Source organism: Candidatus Mesenet endosymbiont of Agriotes lineatus (assembly GCF_964019585.1).
Classification (GTDB): domain Bacteria; phylum Pseudomonadota; class Alphaproteobacteria; order Rickettsiales; family Anaplasmataceae; genus Mesenet.
In genome coordinates this window covers 222644-243721 of sequence record NZ_OZ026454.1, presented here as the reverse complement: position 1 = coordinate 243721, position 21078 = coordinate 222644, and the positions used below count along the sequence as shown (strand labels likewise).

The 21078-nt window shown below is 33.3% G+C and carries 17 protein-coding genes and 1 tRNA gene; 3 read left to right on the top strand and 15 right to left on the bottom strand.

What is annotated here, in order from left to right; translation table 11 throughout:
- Positions 1 to 51: 51 nt before the first annotated feature.
- From alaS to AACL19_RS01150, 9 genes are all read right to left on the bottom strand, one after another.
- Entirely contained in the window at positions 52 to 2688 is a 2637-nt protein-coding gene (gene alaS, locus AACL19_RS01190; RefSeq protein WP_339046015.1) for an alanine--tRNA ligase, read from the bottom strand.
- Between the two features lie 258 nt (positions 2689 to 2946).
- On the bottom strand, positions 2947 to 3504 hold the full coding sequence (frr, locus tag AACL19_RS01185) for a ribosome recycling factor (RefSeq protein ID WP_339046013.1): 558 nt from the start codon (positions 3502 to 3504) through the stop codon (positions 2947 to 2949).
- Positions 3505 to 3515: 11 nt separating this feature from the next.
- Positions 3516 to 4238, bottom strand: coding sequence for a UMP kinase (gene pyrH / locus AACL19_RS01180; RefSeq protein WP_339046624.1), 723 nt, complete (start codon positions 4236 to 4238; stop codon positions 3516 to 3518).
- Positions 4239 to 4242: 4 nt separating this feature from the next.
- Positions 4243 to 5139: a translation elongation factor Ts gene (tsf, locus tag AACL19_RS01175; protein ID WP_339046011.1), complete on the bottom strand. Its 897-nt coding sequence runs from the start codon at positions 5137 to 5139 to the stop codon at positions 4243 to 4245.
- The gene (gene rpsB, locus AACL19_RS01170; protein WP_339046009.1) at positions 5132 to 6013 is read right to left on the bottom strand and encodes a 30S ribosomal protein S2; all 882 of its coding nucleotides are present in this window, start codon (positions 6011 to 6013) and stop codon (positions 5132 to 5134) included. Before rpsB ends, tsf begins: the two co-directional genes overlap by 8 nt.
- Positions 6014 to 6222: 209 nt before the next feature.
- Positions 6223 to 6924, bottom strand: a complete 702-nt coding sequence (locus AACL19_RS01165) for a TerC family protein (protein WP_339046007.1) — start codon at positions 6922 to 6924, stop codon at positions 6223 to 6225.
- A gap of 208 nt (positions 6925 to 7132) precedes the next feature.
- The gene (rpmJ, locus tag AACL19_RS01160; protein WP_339046005.1) at positions 7133 to 7261 is read right to left on the bottom strand and encodes a 50S ribosomal protein L36; all 129 of its coding nucleotides are present in this window, start codon (positions 7259 to 7261) and stop codon (positions 7133 to 7135) included.
- A gap of 122 nt (positions 7262 to 7383) precedes the next feature.
- Positions 7384 to 7455, bottom strand: a tRNA-Cys gene (locus AACL19_RS01155).
- A gap of 6 nt (positions 7456 to 7461) precedes the next feature.
- Positions 7462 to 8367 (bottom strand): class I fructose-bisphosphate aldolase, encoded by a 906-nt coding sequence (locus tag AACL19_RS01150; protein WP_339046003.1) that lies wholly within the window; start codon positions 8365 to 8367, stop codon positions 7462 to 7464.
- Between the two features lie 192 nt (positions 8368 to 8559).
- Here AACL19_RS01150 and AACL19_RS01145 point away from each other — a divergent pair, with 192 nt between their 5' ends.
- A complete protein-coding gene (locus AACL19_RS01145; RefSeq protein WP_339046002.1) occupies positions 8560 to 9405 on the top strand; it encodes a hypothetical protein in 846 nt (281 codons plus the stop codon).
- A gap of 122 nt (positions 9406 to 9527) precedes the next feature.
- Here the strand turns inward: AACL19_RS01145 and AACL19_RS01140 are convergent, their stop codons facing one another.
- From AACL19_RS01140 to tkt, 5 genes are all read right to left on the bottom strand, one after another.
- Positions 9528 to 10238: an ABC transporter ATP-binding protein gene (locus AACL19_RS01140; protein WP_339046000.1), complete on the bottom strand. Its 711-nt coding sequence runs from the start codon at positions 10236 to 10238 to the stop codon at positions 9528 to 9530.
- The gene (locus AACL19_RS01135) at positions 10235 to 11017 is read right to left on the bottom strand and encodes an ABC transporter permease (RefSeq protein ID WP_339046621.1); all 783 of its coding nucleotides are present in this window, start codon (positions 11015 to 11017) and stop codon (positions 10235 to 10237) included. The genes AACL19_RS01140 and AACL19_RS01135 overlap by 4 nt, the downstream gene beginning before the upstream one ends.
- Positions 11018 to 11392: 375 nt before the next feature.
- Positions 11393 to 12808, bottom strand: coding sequence for an ankyrin repeat domain-containing protein (locus AACL19_RS01130; RefSeq protein ID WP_339045999.1), 1416 nt, complete (start codon positions 12806 to 12808; stop codon positions 11393 to 11395).
- Positions 12809 to 12969: 161 nt separating this feature from the next.
- Positions 12970 to 13170 carry a J domain-containing protein gene (locus AACL19_RS01125; protein WP_339045998.1) on the bottom strand — a complete coding sequence of 67 codons (201 nt, stop codon included), beginning with the start codon at positions 13168 to 13170 and terminating at the stop codon, positions 12970 to 12972.
- The gene (gene tkt, locus AACL19_RS01120) at positions 13167 to 15128 is read right to left on the bottom strand and encodes a transketolase (RefSeq protein ID WP_339045996.1); all 1962 of its coding nucleotides are present in this window, start codon (positions 15126 to 15128) and stop codon (positions 13167 to 13169) included. The genes AACL19_RS01125 and tkt overlap by 4 nt, the downstream gene beginning before the upstream one ends.
- 142 nt (positions 15129 to 15270) lie before the next feature.
- Between tkt and lpdA the strand changes: the two genes are divergently transcribed.
- Positions 15271 to 16668, top strand: a complete 1398-nt coding sequence (lpdA, locus tag AACL19_RS01115) for a dihydrolipoyl dehydrogenase (protein WP_339045994.1) — start codon at positions 15271 to 15273, stop codon at positions 16666 to 16668.
- A 60-nt stretch (positions 16669 to 16728) separates the two neighbouring features.
- Here the strand turns inward: lpdA and AACL19_RS01110 are convergent, their stop codons facing one another.
- Positions 16729 to 18060, bottom strand: coding sequence for an ankyrin repeat domain-containing protein (locus tag AACL19_RS01110; protein ID WP_339045992.1), 1332 nt, complete (start codon positions 18058 to 18060; stop codon positions 16729 to 16731).
- Between the two features lie 201 nt (positions 18061 to 18261).
- On the opposite strand from AACL19_RS01110, the gene gyrA reads away from it, so the two are divergent.
- Complete coding sequence (gene gyrA / locus AACL19_RS01105) at positions 18262 to 21075, top strand: DNA topoisomerase (ATP-hydrolyzing) subunit A (RefSeq protein WP_339045990.1); 2814 nt, start codon at positions 18262 to 18264, stop codon at positions 21073 to 21075.
- The last annotated feature ends 3 nt before the right edge of the window (positions 21076 to 21078 follow it).

Sequence of the window (21078 nt, the reverse complement as noted above, 5' to 3'; positions counted from 1 at the left end):
GTTAATAATAGTACTAAATTAGTAATATAGATATGAAAATTCTTCAATTATTTAAAAAATACTCTTCAGTTTATTTTCAATTTTTAAAGTGGCAGCCTCATCGCTACTGCAACCAACTTGCGCTAACGTTTTGCTGCCACCACCATTACTATTTATAACTTTTATTAGCTCAGTTGCGCTTACTCTTTCGGTTAGGTTATCACTTACGCTGACAATTAAAACTGCTTTTTTCCCCTCCACAGTAGAAATTACAATTACAGTATCAGCTTTGTGATATTTTTGCTGCTCTATAACAAATTTTCTTACAACGTTTGCAGGAATATCAGTAAAAACGTGACTGAGAAAATTCACACTACCAATACTGCTTGCTTTTATATTTTCTGACTTTAAAAGCTTTAGATAAAGGTTTTCTATCTTTTGTTTTAGCTCCTTGTTTTCTTTCTGCAGATTTTGTATACTCTCAGCTATACTACCTATCGGTACCTTCAGCAGATCTGCAATTTTTTGTAGAACAATCTCTTTGCTATGCACATAGTTAATTGCTGCTTTTTTCGTTACAGCTTCAATTCTACGGATGCCAAAAGCCACTGCACTTTCGGAAATGATTTTAAAAAACCCTATCTCTCCACTGTATTCCACATGAGTTCCACCACACAACTCTTTTGAGCTACCGATAGTTACAACTCTTACTTCATCTTCATATTTCTCACCAAATAGTGCCGTAGCTCCCTCCTTTATTGCCTTATCTGTATTTTGGATTTTAGTTGTAGCAGGATAATTATCTCTAATCATAGAGTTTACTTTATTCTCAATTGCAAATATCTCCTTTTCACTGAGCGGGCTGTTATGGCTAAAATCAAAACGCAGTTTATCTTGCGCAACTAAAGACCCTTTCTGCGCAACATGACCTCCTAAAATTTCCTTTAGCACCTGATGCAACAGATGCGTTACTGAATGATTTGCCCGCAGGTTAAACCTTCTCTCCTCATCAATCTTAGCTTTTACTATATCTCCAGAGGCAACAGTACCAATTTTAACTACACATTTGTGAATATAAATACTATTTAACATTTTTTGAGTATCTAGAACTTTCACTACGCCACTTTTAGATCCCAATTTGTTTTCTTCTCCTAGAATAACTTCAAGCTCTCCTATATCACCTTGCTGTCCACCCGATTCTGCATAAAAAGGAGTTTTATTTAAAATAATACTTATTTCCTCACCTTCATTTGCACAATCAATGATTTTTTCTTCTTTTGAAACAATGAATAAAACTTTTGCATCACTTATTTGACTTAATTTATAACCGATAAATTCTGTTCTGCCATAAAGATGAGCAGCATCAAACCATACCTTGCTTACTGATTCTTTATCACAGGTCCAATGGCTTTTTGCTTTCTGCTGCTGCATTGCAGTATCAAAACCCTCTTGATCAAGCTTTAGTTTTTTCTCTTTTAAAATATCTAAAGTGATATCTAGTGGAAAACCATAAGTGTCATAAAGTTTAAACGCAACCTCTCCAGATACGACATCACCTTCGCTTAAACTAGCTGCTGCTTTCTCAAGAAGATTTACTCCCCTAAGCAAGGTTTCATGGAAATTTTCTTCTTCCGACCTTAAAGTCATCTCTATTAGCTTTTTTGCTCTTATTAGCTCTGGGTAGCTATCTGCCATATACGCAGGACTACTGCTATCTATCAGTACGGGAAAAATCTGATGCAGCAGCGGCTCATCATAGCCTATTTGATGGATGTAACGTGCGGCTCTTCTTATTATTCTACGCAAAACATAGCTAGCTCCTTCGTTAGCAGGAGTCACTCCTTCTGCTATTAAAAACGCTGCAGCACGCATATGATCAGCAATAATTCTGTGTGCTAATTTATTTGTTCTATCTCCAGATTTTTTCTGCGACTTGTCAATCAAAGCCAGAAAAATGTCAGTTTCATAATTATCACACACACCTTTCATCACTGAGGCTATACGCTCTAAACCCATACCAGTGTCGATGCATTGTTTTGGTAGTTTGTGCAAATTACCTTCCTCATCTTTGTCGTACTGCATAAATACCAAATTCCAGATTTCAACAAACCTCTCACCGTCTGCATTTTTGCTACCTGGTAGCCCACCTTCTACTTCCTCACCATAATCATAGAAAATCTCTGAACACGGCCCGCATGGTCCAGTATTGCCCATACTCCAAAAATTATCAGCAGTTGCAATCTTTATGATTTTATCATCAGAAAAACCGCTAATTTTTCGCCAAAGTTCGTATGCTTCATTATCGTCATGATAGACTGTTACATATACTCTATTTTTATCTAGCTGTAGCTCTTGTGTTATAAATTTCCAAGCCAGCTCTATAGCGTGCTCCTTAAAGTAATCACCAAAGCTGAAGTTGCCGAGCATTTCAAAAAATGTATGGTGCCGATTTGTATAGCCAACGTTTTCTAGATCATTATGTTTACCACCTGCTCTTAAACACTTTTGACTAGTTGCTACAGTTTTGATACTGCTACTTTCTTTGCCAGTAAAAATCTGTTTGAATTGCACCATTCCTGAGTTTGTGAACATAAGTGTCGCATCATTTTGTGGTACAAGAGATGAAGACGGAAATATTGTATGGTGGTTCTTTACAAAAAAATCCAAAAATAACTTTCTTATATCACTGATAGATAAGCCCTGCCTCATTCCCTTAAAGTAAAATTACTAGATATATTCTAACCGGTGATTAATCAAAGAAAAGTGAATTATATTAAATTGAAAAAACATTACGTGGTAAATTATTGAAAGAAACAGCCAGGCCATCACCTCCTTAAACAAGTTTCAAGCATCATTACAACAAGATTCAATGCTATCTTCATCCCTAGTTTAATATTGCAATCCTAATCTATAACACACCACATTTTTATGGTTCTTGATATAATTCCTTCCTCTATACCTAAGTTACTATATCTTTAATATTTCTTGTTCTTTTATAGATAATAATTTTTCTATCTTTCCTATACTGTCATTGGTAATTTTTTGTATCTGATCACTAATATCACGGGCATCATCTTCCGATACCTCTTTGTTTTTTTCTATACTTTTTATTTTGTCAATAATATCACGACGTATATTCCTGATTGCCACTTTGGCATTTTCAGCAAATTCATTCACTAATTTAATAAATTTCTTCCTACTTTCTTCGGTAAGTTCAGGTAAGGTTACACGTATTACACTACCTTCTATCACTGGATTTAGGCCCAAATTTGAGTTCAGTATTGCGTTTTTAACACAACCTACAACACTTGCATCCCAAACGTTGATTGATAAGGTCTTGTTATCAACTACAGAAGCTGATGCAACTTGATTTAATTTCAAATTACCATTGTAAATATCCACGGTAATTCCATCTAAAAATGATGGATTTGCCTTACCTGTACGTACACCTTTAATATCATTTGAGAAGACTTCTATAGTTTTTTCCATCCTCTCTTTAGTAGTGTTTTTAATGTTATCTAACATTCCCTAACCTATTAATTCGAAATTTTAGTATAGTCTCCATGACCTTTTACAAGGTCAGTTATCTTCTCCTTATTTATAGCAAAAACTATTATAGGGATAGAGTTCTCACGTGCCATTGACACTGCAGATGCATCAATAATTTTTAAATCTTGTGATAATAAATCCTTATACGATATTTTTTTATATTTTCTTGCATCTTTATTATATTTTGGGTCTGATGAATAAACACCATTTACTTGTGTACCCTTGAAAATAACACTACAACCCATCTCAACTGCACGAAGTGTGGCAGCTGTGTCAGTAGTAAAAAACGGATTTCCTGTCCCTGCTGCACATATTACAACTCTTCCTTTTTCCAAATGACGAATTGCTCTCCTCCTAATATAGGTTTCACAAATAGTCACCATTGGGACTGCAGATAACACCCTAGATGGAAGATTCATCTTATCTAAAGAGTTTTGCAAAGTTAAAGCATTCATTACAGTTGCAAGCATACCAATATAATCATTGCTCGCCCTCTCAAAACCAGTTGCAGAAGCTGAAGCTCCCCTGAATATATTTCCTCCCCCAGCAACTAAACATACTTGTACTCCTAACTTATGAACTTCTTTTATCTCCTTAGATAACCTATTAATAGCATCCATATCATGACCAAACCCCTTAGAACCCATAAAAGCCTCCCCAGATATTTTCAATAAAATTCTAGAGTACTTAACTTCTTTATCTAGAGCCACGAGGTTAAGAACATATAGTAAATAGCTTATAGTCAACTAAGTTAATTGCACAACTCAACTCCGCTTCACTTGACTTAATTAAATCAGCAATTTTTATTTTTTCACCTAAAAAAAATTGCTCTAAAAGTATAACTTCTTCATAATATTTAGCAATACGGCCATTAATTATATTTTCCATGATTTTCTCAGGCTTACCTAATTTTTTTACATCCTCTATGATTCTAAGGCGCTCATTTTCCAGTTCTTTCTGATCTAAATGATTAACAGATAGTGCTTTTGGTCTCATACTAGCTATGTGAATAGCTAACTGCTTGCCAAGTGCTTTTAATTTTTCTTTATCACCCTCAGATTCTAGTACTACTAATGCACCAACTTTACCAAAAATAGGTGGAACATTACCATTAAATGATGCACCCTCACTAGAAGGGATGCTGCTATGAACATAGCCAGCAACCACTCCCTCTTCTACCTCTAAATAGCAAATTTCACTTAAATCGATTTTTTCCTTTAGTGTCGCCACTTTTTCCATTATTGCTTCTTCAACACTATCTTTCATGTCATGGTTACTTCTTTTAAAGTTATCTAAATCATTAGAGTTATTTCCATGTACAAGTAAAACTAGCTTTTCAGCTAGAATTTGAAACTTACTACTACGAGCAACAAAGTCAGTTTCGCAATTTAATGCAATCATTGCAGCAGATTTCTCTTCTATATGAGCTATAATGACTCCTTCTTTAGCTTCTTTATCCACTTTCTTTCGTGCATTAGATAAGCCTTTCACTCTTAAATATTTAATTGCAGACTCAATATCCCCACCACATTGCTTTAGTGCTTCTTTACAGTCAGATATACCAGCACTAGTTTTATCACGCAAAATTTTTATATCGTTTATGTTACTCATTTTTGTCACTCTCCAAAAATTTTCGATATCTTTTTTGTGAAGCACCATCTGTCTCTTCCTCTGAGTTAAATTTTAACTTTTTTTTCGGTGATATATTAACTACTTCTTCATTTGCTTTTCTTTTCAATATTCCTTCAAATTTACCGCTTTTTACATCATCGATTTTTACACCAGACTTAGCAAGATCTAACTCAATACCAGCTAGAATAGCTTTTGATGCAAGCCTACAGAATAACTCTATTGATTCCTTTGCATCGTCATTGCTAGGTACAGGATAATCTATTCCCGTAGGATCAGAGTTTGTATCTACCATAGCAATTATTGGTATCCCCAGCTTTTGTGCTTCCTTTATAGCAATACGTTCCTTATTTGTGTCTATAACAACTAAAATATTAGGCATATCACCCATCTCTCTAATACCACCAATGAATCTCTCTAGTTTAAATCTTTTTTTATCAAGATCAGATACTTCTTTCTTAGTTAAAGTGGTATCCTCGTTCTGAATCGTCTTCTCATATTTTTGCAACCTCTTAACTGAAGAAGAAATGGTTGACCAATTTGTTAACATACCACCCAGCCAACGATGGTTAACATAATATTGACTACAATGAGCTGCAGCTTCTACAACAATAGATGCAGCTTGTAGTTTTGTTCCCACAAATAAAATACGCCACCTCTTTAAGGCAGCATCGTGTAATGTTTGAAGAGCTCTTTTTAAAAGTGGAACCGTCTTTCGCAGATCAATTATATAGGCCCCACTATGAATCCCATATATATACGGAGCCATTTTTGGGTTCCAGTGGCTGGTTTTATGGCCAAAATGCACACCAGCTTTAATTAAGTTTTGTAAAGTAAAATCAGGTAAATATACCATAGTTCTCTCCAAATAGCTTTTCCTCCATGACTGTACCTAACCTAAGGACTATTTGTTTCGTCATGTGCGAAGTATAAATTTTAAATACTATCAAAAATATACTCATAAGCAATACATATTGCAATATTTAACGTATTATATAATCGCTTAAATCTATTTCACAATATAATTCCTAATTATTTTTTAATGTCACTTTAAAAATACCTCTTCTACTTAATAATGTTTCTTCTCTTAACAAGATTAAGGAGAGTTGTAAGAAGGGAATAAACAAATGCAAAATATATATATTTTTGCGATAACTCAATATGTAATCCATCTAAAATAAGATAAACACCAATGGTGAATATAAATAAAAGCGCTACTATTTTCAATTCAGGATAAGAACTTACCAATGAAGTTATATGACTAGATAGGAAAAACATGACTAGCATAGAAAACATAAATGCAATTGTGATAATTACAACGTTGTGAGTTAATGCTACAGCAGTTAATATTGAATCTATAGAAAAAACTAGATCTATTAATACAATTTGTAGTACAACTAGCATAAGCTTAGACTTAGGATCAGTATTTCTAACTTTATTACTATCTCCAATAAAGACATCTCTATACAACTCTAAAAAACTTTTAGTTGATAAAAATATACCCCCTGTTACTAGTACACAATCTTTTATTGATATATCAAACCATAGAAAAGAGAATATGGCTTTATCCATACTAAGTATAGAAGAAACAAAAAATAATGCTATAAGACGCATAAGAAGTGCTAAACTAAGCCCCAAAATACAAATCTTATTACGTAATATATTAGGTATTCTTTGAACTAAAAGGGAGATAAAAATTAAATTATCTATGCCTAGAACAATTTCTAATGCTGATAGTATAAATAGGACAAAAATATCATGAAACATTTTATATAAAATAAACAATGCACTATTTAATGCTTAATAGGCTAGTTGTTTTTTTATAAACTAATATGGTTTAAAAATCTTTAAATTTATTTTACATGAAACTGATTAAAGCTCCTTTTAAGAAAAGTTTACTTAAATAGAGCAATAACAACTTAAATTAGTCATTACCAATAAGCAAATTAAATTTATCTATAATTTTAATATAGGATTAATAACCCTGGCGTGCTTTAAATCTAGGCTTTAATTTATTCAAAACATAAATCCTTTTCTTTCTACGAACAACCAAACAATTTCTATCACGTTTTTTGGCAAATTTTAAAGAACCAAATACTTTCATAATTTACTGCTGTATAGTATATAGTCTATATTAAAATATGATAACATTAAGTCAATTAAAAAATTGATTTTATTTTGATAAAAAGTTAATTAACAAATATAATAAATTTAAAATATTACAAGAGGCCGGGACCGGAATTGAACCGGTATGAAAGGATTTGCAGTCCTCCGCATAAACCATTCTGCCACCCAGCCATAGAATTAGCTTTGATACAAGCCAATTATTTTTTCTAACATAGATAAAGCATCTTTTTTGTTTTTTTGAAAAGCATTGCGTCCTATTATTGAACCATCACCCCCGCCTTTGGCAATTTCTTTGACTTCATTATATAAGTCACTTGGATCCTTAGCTTCCCCTCCTGAGAAAACGACTATTCTTCTTCCAGCAAAACAAGCCTTTTTAATGTATTTTATCCTTTCTGAAAGTAAACTCATATCAATTGCAGGAGTCTTATCACGTTCTATATAATTGGTTGGCAATTTTACCTTTATAATATTAGCACCAAGCAATGCTGCTATATGTGCCCCATATGCAATAATATCAAGTGCAGTTTCACCTTCTTTTGAGATATCTCCACCTCTCGGATAAGACCATACTACAACTACTAAACCACATGATTTAGCTTCAGCTATTATTTCACGGGCTTCCTCAATCATATTTAAGTTATTAGAAGAACCAGGGTATATAGTAAATCCAACAGCATTACAACCCAGACGCAATGCATCTTTTACTGAGGCAGTAATTGCTTGATCGTAAGAACTTGATTTAGGATGTAAAGAATTAGAACTGTTCATTTTTAAAATAAGTGGTATAGAACCAGCATAAGACATAGCTCCAGATTCAATCATGCCAAGAGGTGCAGCATATGCACTTAATTCTGCATCAATTGCCAATTTGAAATGATAATGTGGATCATACGCTTCAGGATTGACATCAAAGCTCTTTATCGGACCATGTTCAAATCCTTGATCTACAGGCAAAATGACCAATTTACCACTACCACCAAGTTTACCATTCATTAAAATGCGTGCTAAGTTTGCTTTAACTCCTGGATTTTCACTTTCGTAGTTGTTTAAGATCTCAGTTACCCTGCTATTTAAAACCACAATATTTCAAAATTAACAATCACATCAAAACTATAACAATATTTCCTATCTATACAAACAAAATTAGATTTTTATATAAATAGTCTTTACAGTTGTTTTGGGTAAGGGTATATCAACTAAAAAGAATAAAAAGCATTTAGTACTGCTTCAAATTTTGAAAATAGTTCAATAACTAACGTTAAAAGGGGGAACATGAATAAAATAGAAAAAGAAAAGTATTATACTTCTCTTAATATACTTGATAAACACATTATTTATACATCAAAGCAAGAAAGGAAATATAAAAATAGCAGCATTACTCTAAAGCCAGGTAATGGCTCTATATATTTTGAATTATATTTCGATGTAGGTAACTCTACAAAAACTAAGCAAATTTATACTTATAGTTCTGAAGTAAAAAACAGTTATTCAAAAAGTTTCACTGATACTGCTATCTTAGTTGCTTGTAAGGAAGATCATAAAAGTTATAATCTTATAAGACAATGTTTCAAAGAAGCATTAGATATAACCTTTCCAAGTAAACAAGAATTAATTGAATGTTTGCAAAGATTTGCTGATAATCAAGAATGTCAAAGATATTGGTGTTTACCTAGTGATTTAGCAGTAGATAGTAGTAAATGTGACAATTATAATAAGAAATTAAAAAAATTCAAAAGTAGAATAACTTCACGCGTACCATTATTTAGTCAAAATATTTCCAATGCACCAGTTAATTCAACAAGTTTCCCTTTTATGAGGATTAATAATTCTAGCCCATTTGCACTGCAGCAAAATTACACTGCTTTTAATCAAAGAGCACCAGGGTTCAATAGCATTAATGATATATCATCACATAAAAACGAGGATTTTAGATTTTCTTTAGTTTTTTTACCACTTCTTCTAATGGGGTTATTAATTATGATTAGCTGCATCATTTGCAAGCTAAAACGTAAAGCAACACCTAATAATAAAGCATGTGTAGAAAAAGGTGAGGAGCGAGTAGCTTTGCAAGAAGTTAACGTTAAAAATAATTTTGAACCCACAAAAAACGACCTTTAAGTTTAAGATTATATTACCTTATTATAAATAGCAATAGGACTAAAATGCTTGTTTTGTACAGATCATTACAGAGAATATCTATATATCATCAATTATATCCCTCATATTTGAGATTGAATCTATTAAATAGCATGCTTAATTAGGCATTTAATATAATTATTATTAGTCTTTTTTATTTCCTCTATAGTGCCGCAGAACAAAATTTTTCCATAGTATAGTACTGCTATTTTATTTGCAATTCTAAATGCACTATGAATATCATGTGTAATTGTAATTATTGTTGGATTTAGTTCATTAGATAACTTGATTATTATATCACTAATTAAGTCTGTTACTATTGGATCAAGTCCAGACGTTGGTTCGTCAAGGATTATCATTTGTGGACTATGAACTATTGCTCTTGCAAGCGCTACCCTTTTTTTCATACCACCTGAGAGCTCTAAAGGAAACATATCTGCTATATCTTGGCTTAACTTTACCATATTTAACTTATCTATTGCCAGCTTCTTTGCCTCTTTTTCACTTACGTTTAAACGTTTTTTAAAATTGAATGATATATTTTCCCACACAGTTATGCTGTCAAATAGAGCACTATTTTGAAATAAAACTCCAAAATTTAGTACTTTATTATTGCCTGGAATATCTATTTTAACTGTGCCCAAATCAGAGTTCATAAGACCAATTATGATCTTAGTAAGAACAGATTTTCCACTTCCTGATTCACCAATGATAACTAAGGATTCTCCTCTTGATACTTGTAAATTAACCCCATTGAGTATTTTTCTTCCACCAAAAGATAAGTGCAAATTTGAAATAGATATTATATTGCTCATGAATAGGTCAAAGTGATAATATAGTTTAATAATATTATAAAAATTGAAGATAATACGACAGCTGAAGTTGTTGCAACTCCGACACCACGTGCACCTTCTTTGCAATAATAGCCATAATAACAACTTACAAGTGATATAACTGCTCCAAAAACAAAAGATTTTATAAGTCCAAGTGTTAAATCACACATATTTAAGGATTTAATGGCATATTTTATGTATATATCTGAGCTATAATGCAATTCAAAAACTGCCACTAAATATCCTCCATATATTCCTATTAAATTAGCACAGGTTATAAGTATAGGCAGAGTAATGACCAGTGCTATCACTCGTGGAGCGATAAGATATTTAAAAGGATTAACACCAAGAGTTATAAGTGCATCTATTTGCTCACTTATACGCATAGTACCAATTTCTGCTGCGATTGCTGCTCCTACCTTCCCTGCAATTATTAACCCTATTAAAACCGGTCCTAACTCTCTTGTAATTGATGTAACAACTATATATGGTATTATAGAATCGGGATTAATAATTGGTGGATTTAACCCACTTTGTAATACTATTATTGCACCAATAAAAATTGAGGCTAGGCCAACAATTGGCAGAGAAAAATATCCTACTTCCATGACTTGTTTTAATAGGATATGAAAGTAATAAGGTGGCAAAAAACACTGATAAATAGATTTAATAAAAAAAACAAACATCCTGCCAATGGATGATAGAAAATTAATTGAGTGTTTACCACTGCTTATAAATATACCCATAGTGTAAAACAGCATCATACTTTACCCTAGCAACACAAGTTATATATTACAGAATAAATTAGCAGCTACCTAGTAAAAAAGGATTAATACAAGATATTTAAAATTTATCTTAAAATTTTTAATTGATATATTTTGAGGATAATTTAATGATTTTTTACAATACGATCAAAAAATTTTTTATAAATTCACTGAGTGTTTGCAACTATATTTTGATTTTATGTAAACTTGCGAAAATAGTATGAAACGCGTTTTCTATTGCAATTTGCATTCTTCTTCTACTTATAATTTATTCAATTGTGATTCTCCTACAGTACTTTAGGATCCAGGTATATCTGGATGTTATATTTGAAACATCAATTATGCTATAACATTTATAATGCGATACTATAATCATTTTTCCATAGAACAAAAGGTAGAAAGTTGAACACATTCTACCTTTTGTAATATAAAATCAGTAGCGTTATCATCATAACCCTTATTGATATCGTCTCTAAGTTTTATAATATCTTCTTCTAAATATTTTTTTAAACTCTCATCCTTTAAATAATCCAGTGGTGTGTTTCCATAATCATCCCTCAGAGTTAAATCTGCATTAAAGAGTAAAACTAGTAATCCCATGACATTTTTAATTTGGTTCTTTTTAACTTGAGTATCTTCTTTATTATATTGCGTAGCAAGGCGATGTAAAACGGCACATCCTGTCCCACCGCTACTTTTTGCAACCTTAGAGTTTGCATTAGTTTTATGTCTACTTAACACTTTTAACGCCGGTATGTTGCCCTTCAGAGCTGCAATTTCTAATGCCGTAACATTATAATAACCATCTGTAAACTCTACTCTAGCATCAATATTTATAGCTTCTTTAAGCAATGGATCTGATAACAATGCATCTAGTGAGGTAGCGTTGTCAATATTTTGTGAGAGAGTGTTGCCACCTCTAGCACGATTGATCATAGCCCAAATTAATTTTGCCTTATTTTGTTCATTTTTTATATCTAGACCCTTTTTAACCAGAAACTGAACTATGTCAAATCTACTCTCTTCTAACGCTACCATAAGAGCTGTATACCGTCTTTCATCTTTATAATTTATATCAAATGGAGTTTTAGAACTAGATATTAATAACTTTACCGTTTCTAGATCGTATTTATTTTTAATACTAGTTTTTAGCATTAGGAATACAGCTTCTTGAGTCTCAATACATGCACCAACTTTCAGTAAAGGTTTTATTATATCCCGTGCTCGTTCTTCTACCCATGCCTTGCCATACAATGGCTCTACTACACATAGGGCCCTTATTATATAGCTTAAAGCTGTATTACTTTTTTTATCTTCAATATTAACATCTGCACCACACTTAGCAAGACTAAGCAAAATCGATATTATATCTCGAGTCTCAACCTTTCCTGTATTCATATTAAAATAGACCCAGGCTTTAACTTTTTTATCAGTTCCAGGATTGAACACCCATCTGACGATATAATGAACTGCTGTTTCCCCATCTTTATCTTGAGCATTCACATTGACTCCTCTTGCTATCAGGGCATTAATTATATCAACTCTTTCATTATCTTCGTAAGGATTTGAATATGGTGCTGCTATTGCTAAATGTAGTGGCGTTTGTTGACCAAACCTGTTTTTTGCATTTAGATCACTGAGTTCGGCACACTTGATTAACTTCAAAGCTGCTTTATAAAATTTTTTTTCTATTAGTTGATGAATTGTAAGATTTGGATTGCGCACATCTTTACTTGTACTCTGACTTTTGTCTTTAGGAGTGCTTGATGAACGAGAATTCAGTCTCATTTTGAGTCTAGTTTCAAGCTTCTCTCTGTGTTATGCCCTGTTAAATTATGGTCCTCAATAAATGCTTTATGACCAGCTTCATTACCAAAATGCTTAAGATATTGATCATAAAGGGCCTTAAACTGCTCATCAGATAAAATATCATGTGCTTCTTGTATTCCTTAAAATTCCCTCTCTTTTCCAGGAACTTTATCTGGATGATGTTCTTTTGCCAATCCTCTATATGCTTGCTTTATATCATCTTGACTGGCATCTTTATTTATTTTCAATACTTTATAATAATGCATCACAGTGCCCCCAAGAATTAACAATACTGTCACAAATGTTAAACTAGAAATGATAACAATATTAACTTCTTTCATAACTTTAATTTGTTCAATACCTTTCTAACTACATTATCAACATTAATGCCAAAATAGCTATATAATTTTTTATATGGAGCAGAGCAGCCAAAACTTTCCATGCCAACAAAAATTCCATCATAACCTATATATTTATGCCACCCTATGCTACTCCCTGCTTCAATGGCAACTTTTATGCTACTATTATCTAATATTTCTGATTTATATTCATTGCTTTGTTTATCAAAAAGCTGCCAACATGGCATGGATACTACCCTTGCCCCGATTCCTTTTTGCTGGAGCTTATTCTTTGCCTCTATAGCAATTTCAACTTCCGAACCTGTGGCAAATATAGTAACATCTAAATTACCTTCATATTCAGATAGAATATACCCGCCGCGTTCACAGAGATTTTCCTTTTGATATGGTCTATCTATGTAGTTTAAGTTCTGTCTTGATAGTACAAAAAGGGAAGGTGAATCTCTAGAGCTTAAAGCAATATCCAAACATTCTAAAGTCTCAAGTGCGTCAGCTGGCCGAAAAACAAAGAGATTTGGAATTGCTCTAAGTGATGCAAGATGTTCAATTGGTTGATGAGTTGGCCCATCTTCACCAAGGCCGATTGAATCATGCGTCATTACATATATCACTTGCTGCTTCATCAAAACTGACAGGCGAATTGCAGGGCGGCAGTAATCAGAAAATACTAAAAATGTTCCCCCGTATGGTAATATTCCACCATGAAGCGCCATTCCATTCATGCATGCTGCCATTGCGTGTTCTCGCACCCCAAAGTGAATATACGAACCATTAAAATTGTCCCGGCTTATAATTTGCATATGCGGATATTTTGTACAGTTTGAATCAGTCAAATCAGCAGAACCACCTATAAGCTCTGGCATAATTTTCGTTAATTCCTCCATCACTCTACCAAAGGAGCGCCTAGTTGCTTCATTTAGCTTTAAATTGAAGATCTGTTTTTTTAAGTTTTCCAACGTCTCTTTTACAGCAGAAGGTTTGCTGCCATCTATAATTCTTTTAAGTTCTGCATTAGAATTAAGCTTTTTATTGTATCCTGTGTAACCAGATCTAGCTCTTCCTATTGTCTCTTTCCACATATTTAATATATCTTGTGGTATAATAAATGGCTCATATTCCCAATTTAAATCCTGACGCATTTTAAGCACTGCACTTTCTTTAAATGGACCACTATGTGCGGAAGATTTACCGGCATATTCTACGACAAATTTACCAATAGTAGTTTTGCAGCGAATAAGAGAAGGTTTATCAGAGTTATGTGCATTTTTGATGGCATTTGAAATCTGAGCATAATTGTGGCCATCAATGCTTTCCACATTCCATCCGTATGAAAGAAAACGAGCAGTAATATCATCTGATAGTGCTAAATCTACACTACCGTCTATTGATATATTGTTGTCATCAAAAAGGGCAATGAGTTTGTTTAACCTTAAGTGGCCGGCAAGTGATGCAGCTTCAGAACTTACCCCTTCCATTAAGCAGCCATCACCTAGCATTACGTAAGTGTAGTGATTAACTGAATCACTACCAAAACGTTCTCTTAAAATAGCCTCAGCTATTGCCATACCAACTGAGCAAGCAAAACCTTGCCCTAGTGGACCTGTGGTTACTTCTACTCCTGGTGTCAACCCATGTTCTGGATGACCAGGAGTTTTAGAACCAAGTTGTCTAAAGTTTTTTATTTCATCAATTCCTATATAACCAGTTAAGTATAAAATTGAATACAGCAGCATTGAGCCGTGACCGTTTGATAAGATAAATCTATCTCTATTAAACCAATTTGGATCATCTGGGTTATGACGCAAAAACTCTGCAAATAAAACAGTTGCAACATCTGCCATGCCAAGTGGCATTCCTGGGTGCCCTGATGCAGCTTTCTGTACCGCATCAATGGACAAAAACCTTATGGCCTTTGCCATATCAAAATAATCATTTATCATTTTTTAGTATCATATTGAAATTAATAAATTTTAGAAAAGATGCATAAATCTTGCAAGTAAAGGGTTTTTCTTTGCAATAATTGCTACTCTTTACGCACACAATATTTCTGATATTATGATTTAAGTTTCTTGTAGAGATCAGATGACAGATCATGATTTAATTATTATAGGCAGTGGGCCTGGTGGCTATGTAGCGGCAATAAGAGCAGCACAGCTTGGCCTTAAAACCGCTTTAGTTGAAAAAGAGGAAAACTTAGGTGGTGTGTGTTTAAATTGGGGCTGCATTCCAACAAAGTCATTACTTAAGACTTCTGAGCTGTACCATTCAATAAAAAAAGCAAAAGATTTCGGCATAGAAGTTAAAGATATAAGTTTTAACATAGAAAATGTAGTGAAGCGTTCTAGAGATGTTGTGGCTAAACTAGCAAGTGGTATTAGTTATTTAATGAATAAATATAGCATCACTGTTCATAAAGGGTTTGGTAGGATAGCTAGTAAAAATACAGTAGATATCATAAGTGGTAAGGAAAAAGTTAGTATATCTGCAAAACACATTATTTTGGCAACTGGAGCAAGAGCGCGCAACCTTCCTGGTATAGAAGCAGATAATAACCTAATATGGAATGCGAAAAGCGCTATGGTGCCAAAAGTGTTACCGAAGTCTCTGCTTATAATAGGCTCTGGAGCAATTGGTATAGAATTTGCAAGTTTCTATAATACAATGGGCAGCAAAGTTCTTATTGTAGAAGCGCAAGATCGCATTTTACCACTTGAGGATCAAGATATTTCTAAGTTAGCACAAGATATATTTGTTAAACAAGGAATGGAGATATATACAAACAGTACTGCTAAAATTTTAAATAAAAAAAATGATTCTGTAGAACTAAGTATAATTGATAGTAAAGGCAAATCGGTTCAAACAGAAGTAGATAGGGTTCTTTTGGCTGTTGGAGTGCAACTTAACACTGAAGACATTGGCCTTGAAAATACTAAAGTCATAAAAGATAACTTAGGTTTTATAAAAACAAATCAGTGGTATGAAACAGCAGAGTCTGGAATTTATGCTATTGGTGATGTTGCTGGTAATCCGTGCCTAGCACACAAGGCAAGCCATGAAGGAGTAATATGTGCGGAAAAAATTGCAGGAAAAAGTCCTGTTTGTTTAAAAAAAGAAAATATACCTAGCTGCATATATTCTTATCCACAAATAGCAAGTGTTGGATTTACCGAAAAGCAGGCTATAGAAAATGGATATGAGATAAAAGTAGGTAAATTTTTTTCTAATTATAATGGAAAATCCATTGTAATAGGTGAAAATGAGGGAATGGTAAAAACCATTATCGATAAAAAAACAGGAGAATTACTCGGTGCTCACATGATTGGAGCAGAGGTTACTGAGATGATCAGCACTTACGTTATCAGCAGGCAACTTGAAGCAGTGGATCTTGATATAAAATCATCAATATTTCCTCATCCAACTCTCTCTGAGATGATACATGAGTCGGTGCTATGTGCAGATGATGAGTCATTAAATAGTTAATAGTAATTTAATGACTCCCAATTTATGAACTTATGTAAGTTGCCAACTCATATTACACTTCTATCGTTGACGTTTATTTGAAGGTTCTATTTCTTCCAGTTGAGTGAGTAATAACTCAGGTTTTACCTTATACCTTTTATAACAAGCTCTCGCATTGTTATTAGCCCTTTTACACACTAATCTAAGATTTAGTATATCTTTGTCACTGATGCCATGATCTTTTTCTTCTAGGCTATACTGTAATTTAATATCTTTTTTGTGTTTATCTAATATTACTTCTTCGATTATTCCAGTAAGAGCTCCAGTTTTAAATGCATCTTTCTTGTGTTTTGACAAATATTGCTTACTTAACCCTAAAGGTGTCAGACCACCATTACTTTTAGCATTAACATCTGCTCCCTTCTCTAAAAGCAACTTTATTATTTCTACCCTTATATTTTGACTGTCACCTATGTAACTGTAATATTTTACATTTTCCAATAATCTTAAAAGAGGTGTCAGACCATAATTATCTTTAGCATTAACATCTGCTCCACTCTTTAAAAACAACTCTACAATCTCTGTATAGCCATATTTGGCAGCATAGTGTAAAGGTGTCAAACCATTCTCACTTTTAACATCAACATTTGCTCCCTTCTCTAAAAGCAACTTTATTATTTCTACCCTTATATTTTGACTGTCACCCATGTAACTGTAATATTTTACATTTTCCAATAATCCTAAAAGAGGTGTCAAACCATTCTTACTTTTAACATCAACATCTGCTCCACTCTTTAAAAGCAACTCTACAATCTCTGTACAGTCATATTTGGCAGCATAGTGTAAAGGTGTCAGACCATCATTACTTTTAGCATTAACATCTGCTCCACTCTTTAAAAGCAACTCTACAATCTCTGTACAGTCATAGTTGGCAGCATAGTGTAAAGGTGTCAAACCATTCTTACTTTTAACATCAACATTTGCTCCCTTCTCTAAAAGCAACTTTATTATTTCTACCCTTATATTTTGACTTTCACCTCTGTGACGGTAATATTTTTCATTTTCCAATAATTCTAAAAGAGGTGTCAGACCATAATTATCTTTAGCATCAACATCTGCTCCATACTTTAAAAGCAACCTTGCCATATCTCTATTTCCAGACCAACCAAAAGTACAAGGATAACAAATAGCAGTATGTAGAGGTATCCTAGAACTATTACAAATTCCATTAATATTTGCACCATACCTTATAAGCAATTCTACTATATCTTCACGCAAAGATGAAGCAGCATGATGAATAGGTGTCCAAGTATCGCACTCAACATTAGGATCTTCTCCCTTATCCAATAAAGACTTTACCTCTTTTATATTTTTACTGTTAACAGCTTTAATTAATTCATTATCAAGTGACATAAATTCCCCCAAATTTATGATAATAATTAATATATCAACATGTTGATATATAATGCTATACTTGTCAACTTATAAAGTGATATTTCAAATCCTTATATTTAAATTTAATTTCTTCTGCTTAACTTGAATATAGCCTCTTCATCATTAGCTTGACCTTATGGGTTTTAACGTTTAAATTTAATCTTTAAATAGTTAAGGAAAATGGCTGATAATATCATCACAGTTTCAATAGAGAAAGAATTAGAAGAATCTTACCTCTCTTACGCTATGAGCGTAATTATGGGGCGTGCACTACCTGATATTCGTGATGGCTTAAAACCAGTACATAGAAGAATCTTATATGCAATGCATAAAGCTGGTTTTGATTACGGTAAGCCTTATCGCAAGTCAGCAAGAATTGTAGGTGATGTGATGGGTAAATACCATCCACATGGGGATGCAGCAATTTATGATGCTATGGCTAGAATGGCTCAAGACTTTTCTATTCTGCATCCTTTAGTTGATGGACAAGGTAACTGGGGCTCAATTGATGATGATCCTCCAGCAGCGATGAGATATACTGAAGCTCGTTTTCAAAAGATAACTCACTATTTAGTAAATGATATAAATGAAGATACAGTTGATTTTCGTCCTAATTATGATGGTAATGAATCTGAGCCTATAGTCCTGCCAGCTGAGTTTCCAAATTTACTTGTAAATGGTACAGAAGGTATTGCTGTTGGCATAGCAACCAATATTCCTACCCATAACTTAGGGGAGGTTATCGGTGCCTGCTTGCTATATATAGATAATCCTGAAATTACTGTTGAGAATATACTGGCTGTTATGCCAGGACCAGATTTCCCTACTGGTGGGGTTATTTTGGGCAAAACTGCTATAAGGTCAGCGTTCACCACTGGTAGGGGGATAATTACTGTACAGGGCAAAACTCATATTGAAGACTTGCCTCAGGAAAAACAGGCAATTGTTATCGATGAGATTCCTTATCAAGTAAATAAAGCAAAATTAGTTACGAAAATCGTTGAACTAGTAAAAGAAAAGAAAGTTGAAGATATTGTAGATATTAGAGATGAATCTGATAAATCAGGCATTAGAGTTGTAATAGAGCTAAAAAGAAATGCTTCTACTGAATTTATATTAAACCAAATATTTGTTCTAACTGACTTGCGTAGTAGATTTAGTATAAACATGAATGTACTTCATGGCAATGCACCAATACTGGCGTCAATAAAGGAAATGATAGCAGCTTTTATTGAATTTAGAAAAGAAGTATTGATTAGAAGAACTAAATTTAGACTAAAAAAAACAAGAGAAAAAGCTCATATTTTTATAGGACTTTACGTTGCAGTTTTAAATATCGATGAGGTTATATCAATAATCCGTTGTGCTAAAGATCCAGCAGAGGCGTGTCAGCTGCTGCTAAAAAAGAAATGGAATACCTCTGCTGAGATAAGAGAGATGATAAAACTTATTACTGATTCAGACCCTTTTCAAAAAGATTCATATTACCAATTAACTGAAGCTCAAGCTAAAGCTATTTTAGATATGAAGCTGCAACGTTTAACAGGGCTTGAAAAGGAAAAGCTGGAACATGAACTTAAGCTCATGCTTGATCTTATTAAAGAATATATTGCCTTTTTAGGTTCAGAAGAAAAGTTGATGGAGGCGATAAAATTAAATCTACAAGAGATTAAAACAAAATTTGCTCAGCCAAGAAGGACTGTAATAGAAGAAGGCAATGTTGAATATGAAGCTGAAGACTTAATACCACAAGAAGATATGGTAGTTACTGTTACAATGAACGGCTACATAAAACGAGTAAAGCTTTTACATTATAGAACTCAAAGGCGAGGTGGTAAGGGCAAATTAGGGCAAGCAGTTAAGGAAGAGGATGTCACTACAAAATTGTTTGTTGTGAACACCCATACTAGTGTTCTATTTTTTTCTAATATTGGTAGGGTATATAAGCTCAAGGTTTACAAACTACCATTGGCTGAGCCAACTGCACGTGGTAGATCTCTTGTGAATATATTCCCACTTTCTGAAGGTGAAACTATAACAAACGTTATGCCTTTGCCGCAAGAAACTGATAATCAAAATCTAAACATAATTTTTGCAACCGCTTATGGTAATATAAGACGCAATGCTTTATCTGATTTTGAGTACGTACAAAGTAATGGCAAAATAGCAATACTTTTATCTGAAGGTGATAAATTGATATCTGTAGAAGTGTGTAAAGAAGACGATCATGTTTTCTTATCCACTAAGACTGGTAAAAGTATTAGATTCTCTGCAAGCAATGTGCGTCAATTTAAAAGTAGAACATCTGATGGAGTAAGAGCAATAAAGCTACAACAGGAAGATAGCGTTATTTCAATGTCAGTGCTAAATGGTTATGCTGAAGTATCGGATATGAAAGATAGTAATGATATAGATTTAGGCATAGAAGATAATAGTGATATAGACTCAGATGCAGAAGGTGATATGCAAGATATTACAGAATCTTCAGATAAAGTAGGAATGACATCAGAGATAAGAAACATGTATCTAAAGGTGCCACTGACAAAACGCATAGAAGCAGCAAAAAATATGGAAGCTGCAGGTAGTACAAAAAAGTTAATAGATGAACTGGGTTTAAAACAAGAAACATTTATGAATATGGCAATAAATGAGCAGCTTATTTTAAGCGTAACTGAAAATGGCTTTGGTAAAAGAACTTCCTCTTATGAATATAGAGTTACAAGACGAGGTGGTGTTGGTATTACCAATATACTGACAACTAAAAGAAATGGTAAGGTAGTAGCTAGTTTTTCTGTAGAACATACAGATAATATAATGTTAATTACAGACCGAGGTAAATTAATCCGTATAGAAGTAAATGATATAAGAGTTGCAGGGCGCAGTACTCAGGGAGTTATCTTATTTAAAACTGAACCTAATGAAAAGGTAGTATCAGTTGCTAAGGTTGTTGATGCCGAATCTCCTTCAATTGAAGATTTAGAGTTAAATATTTAAATA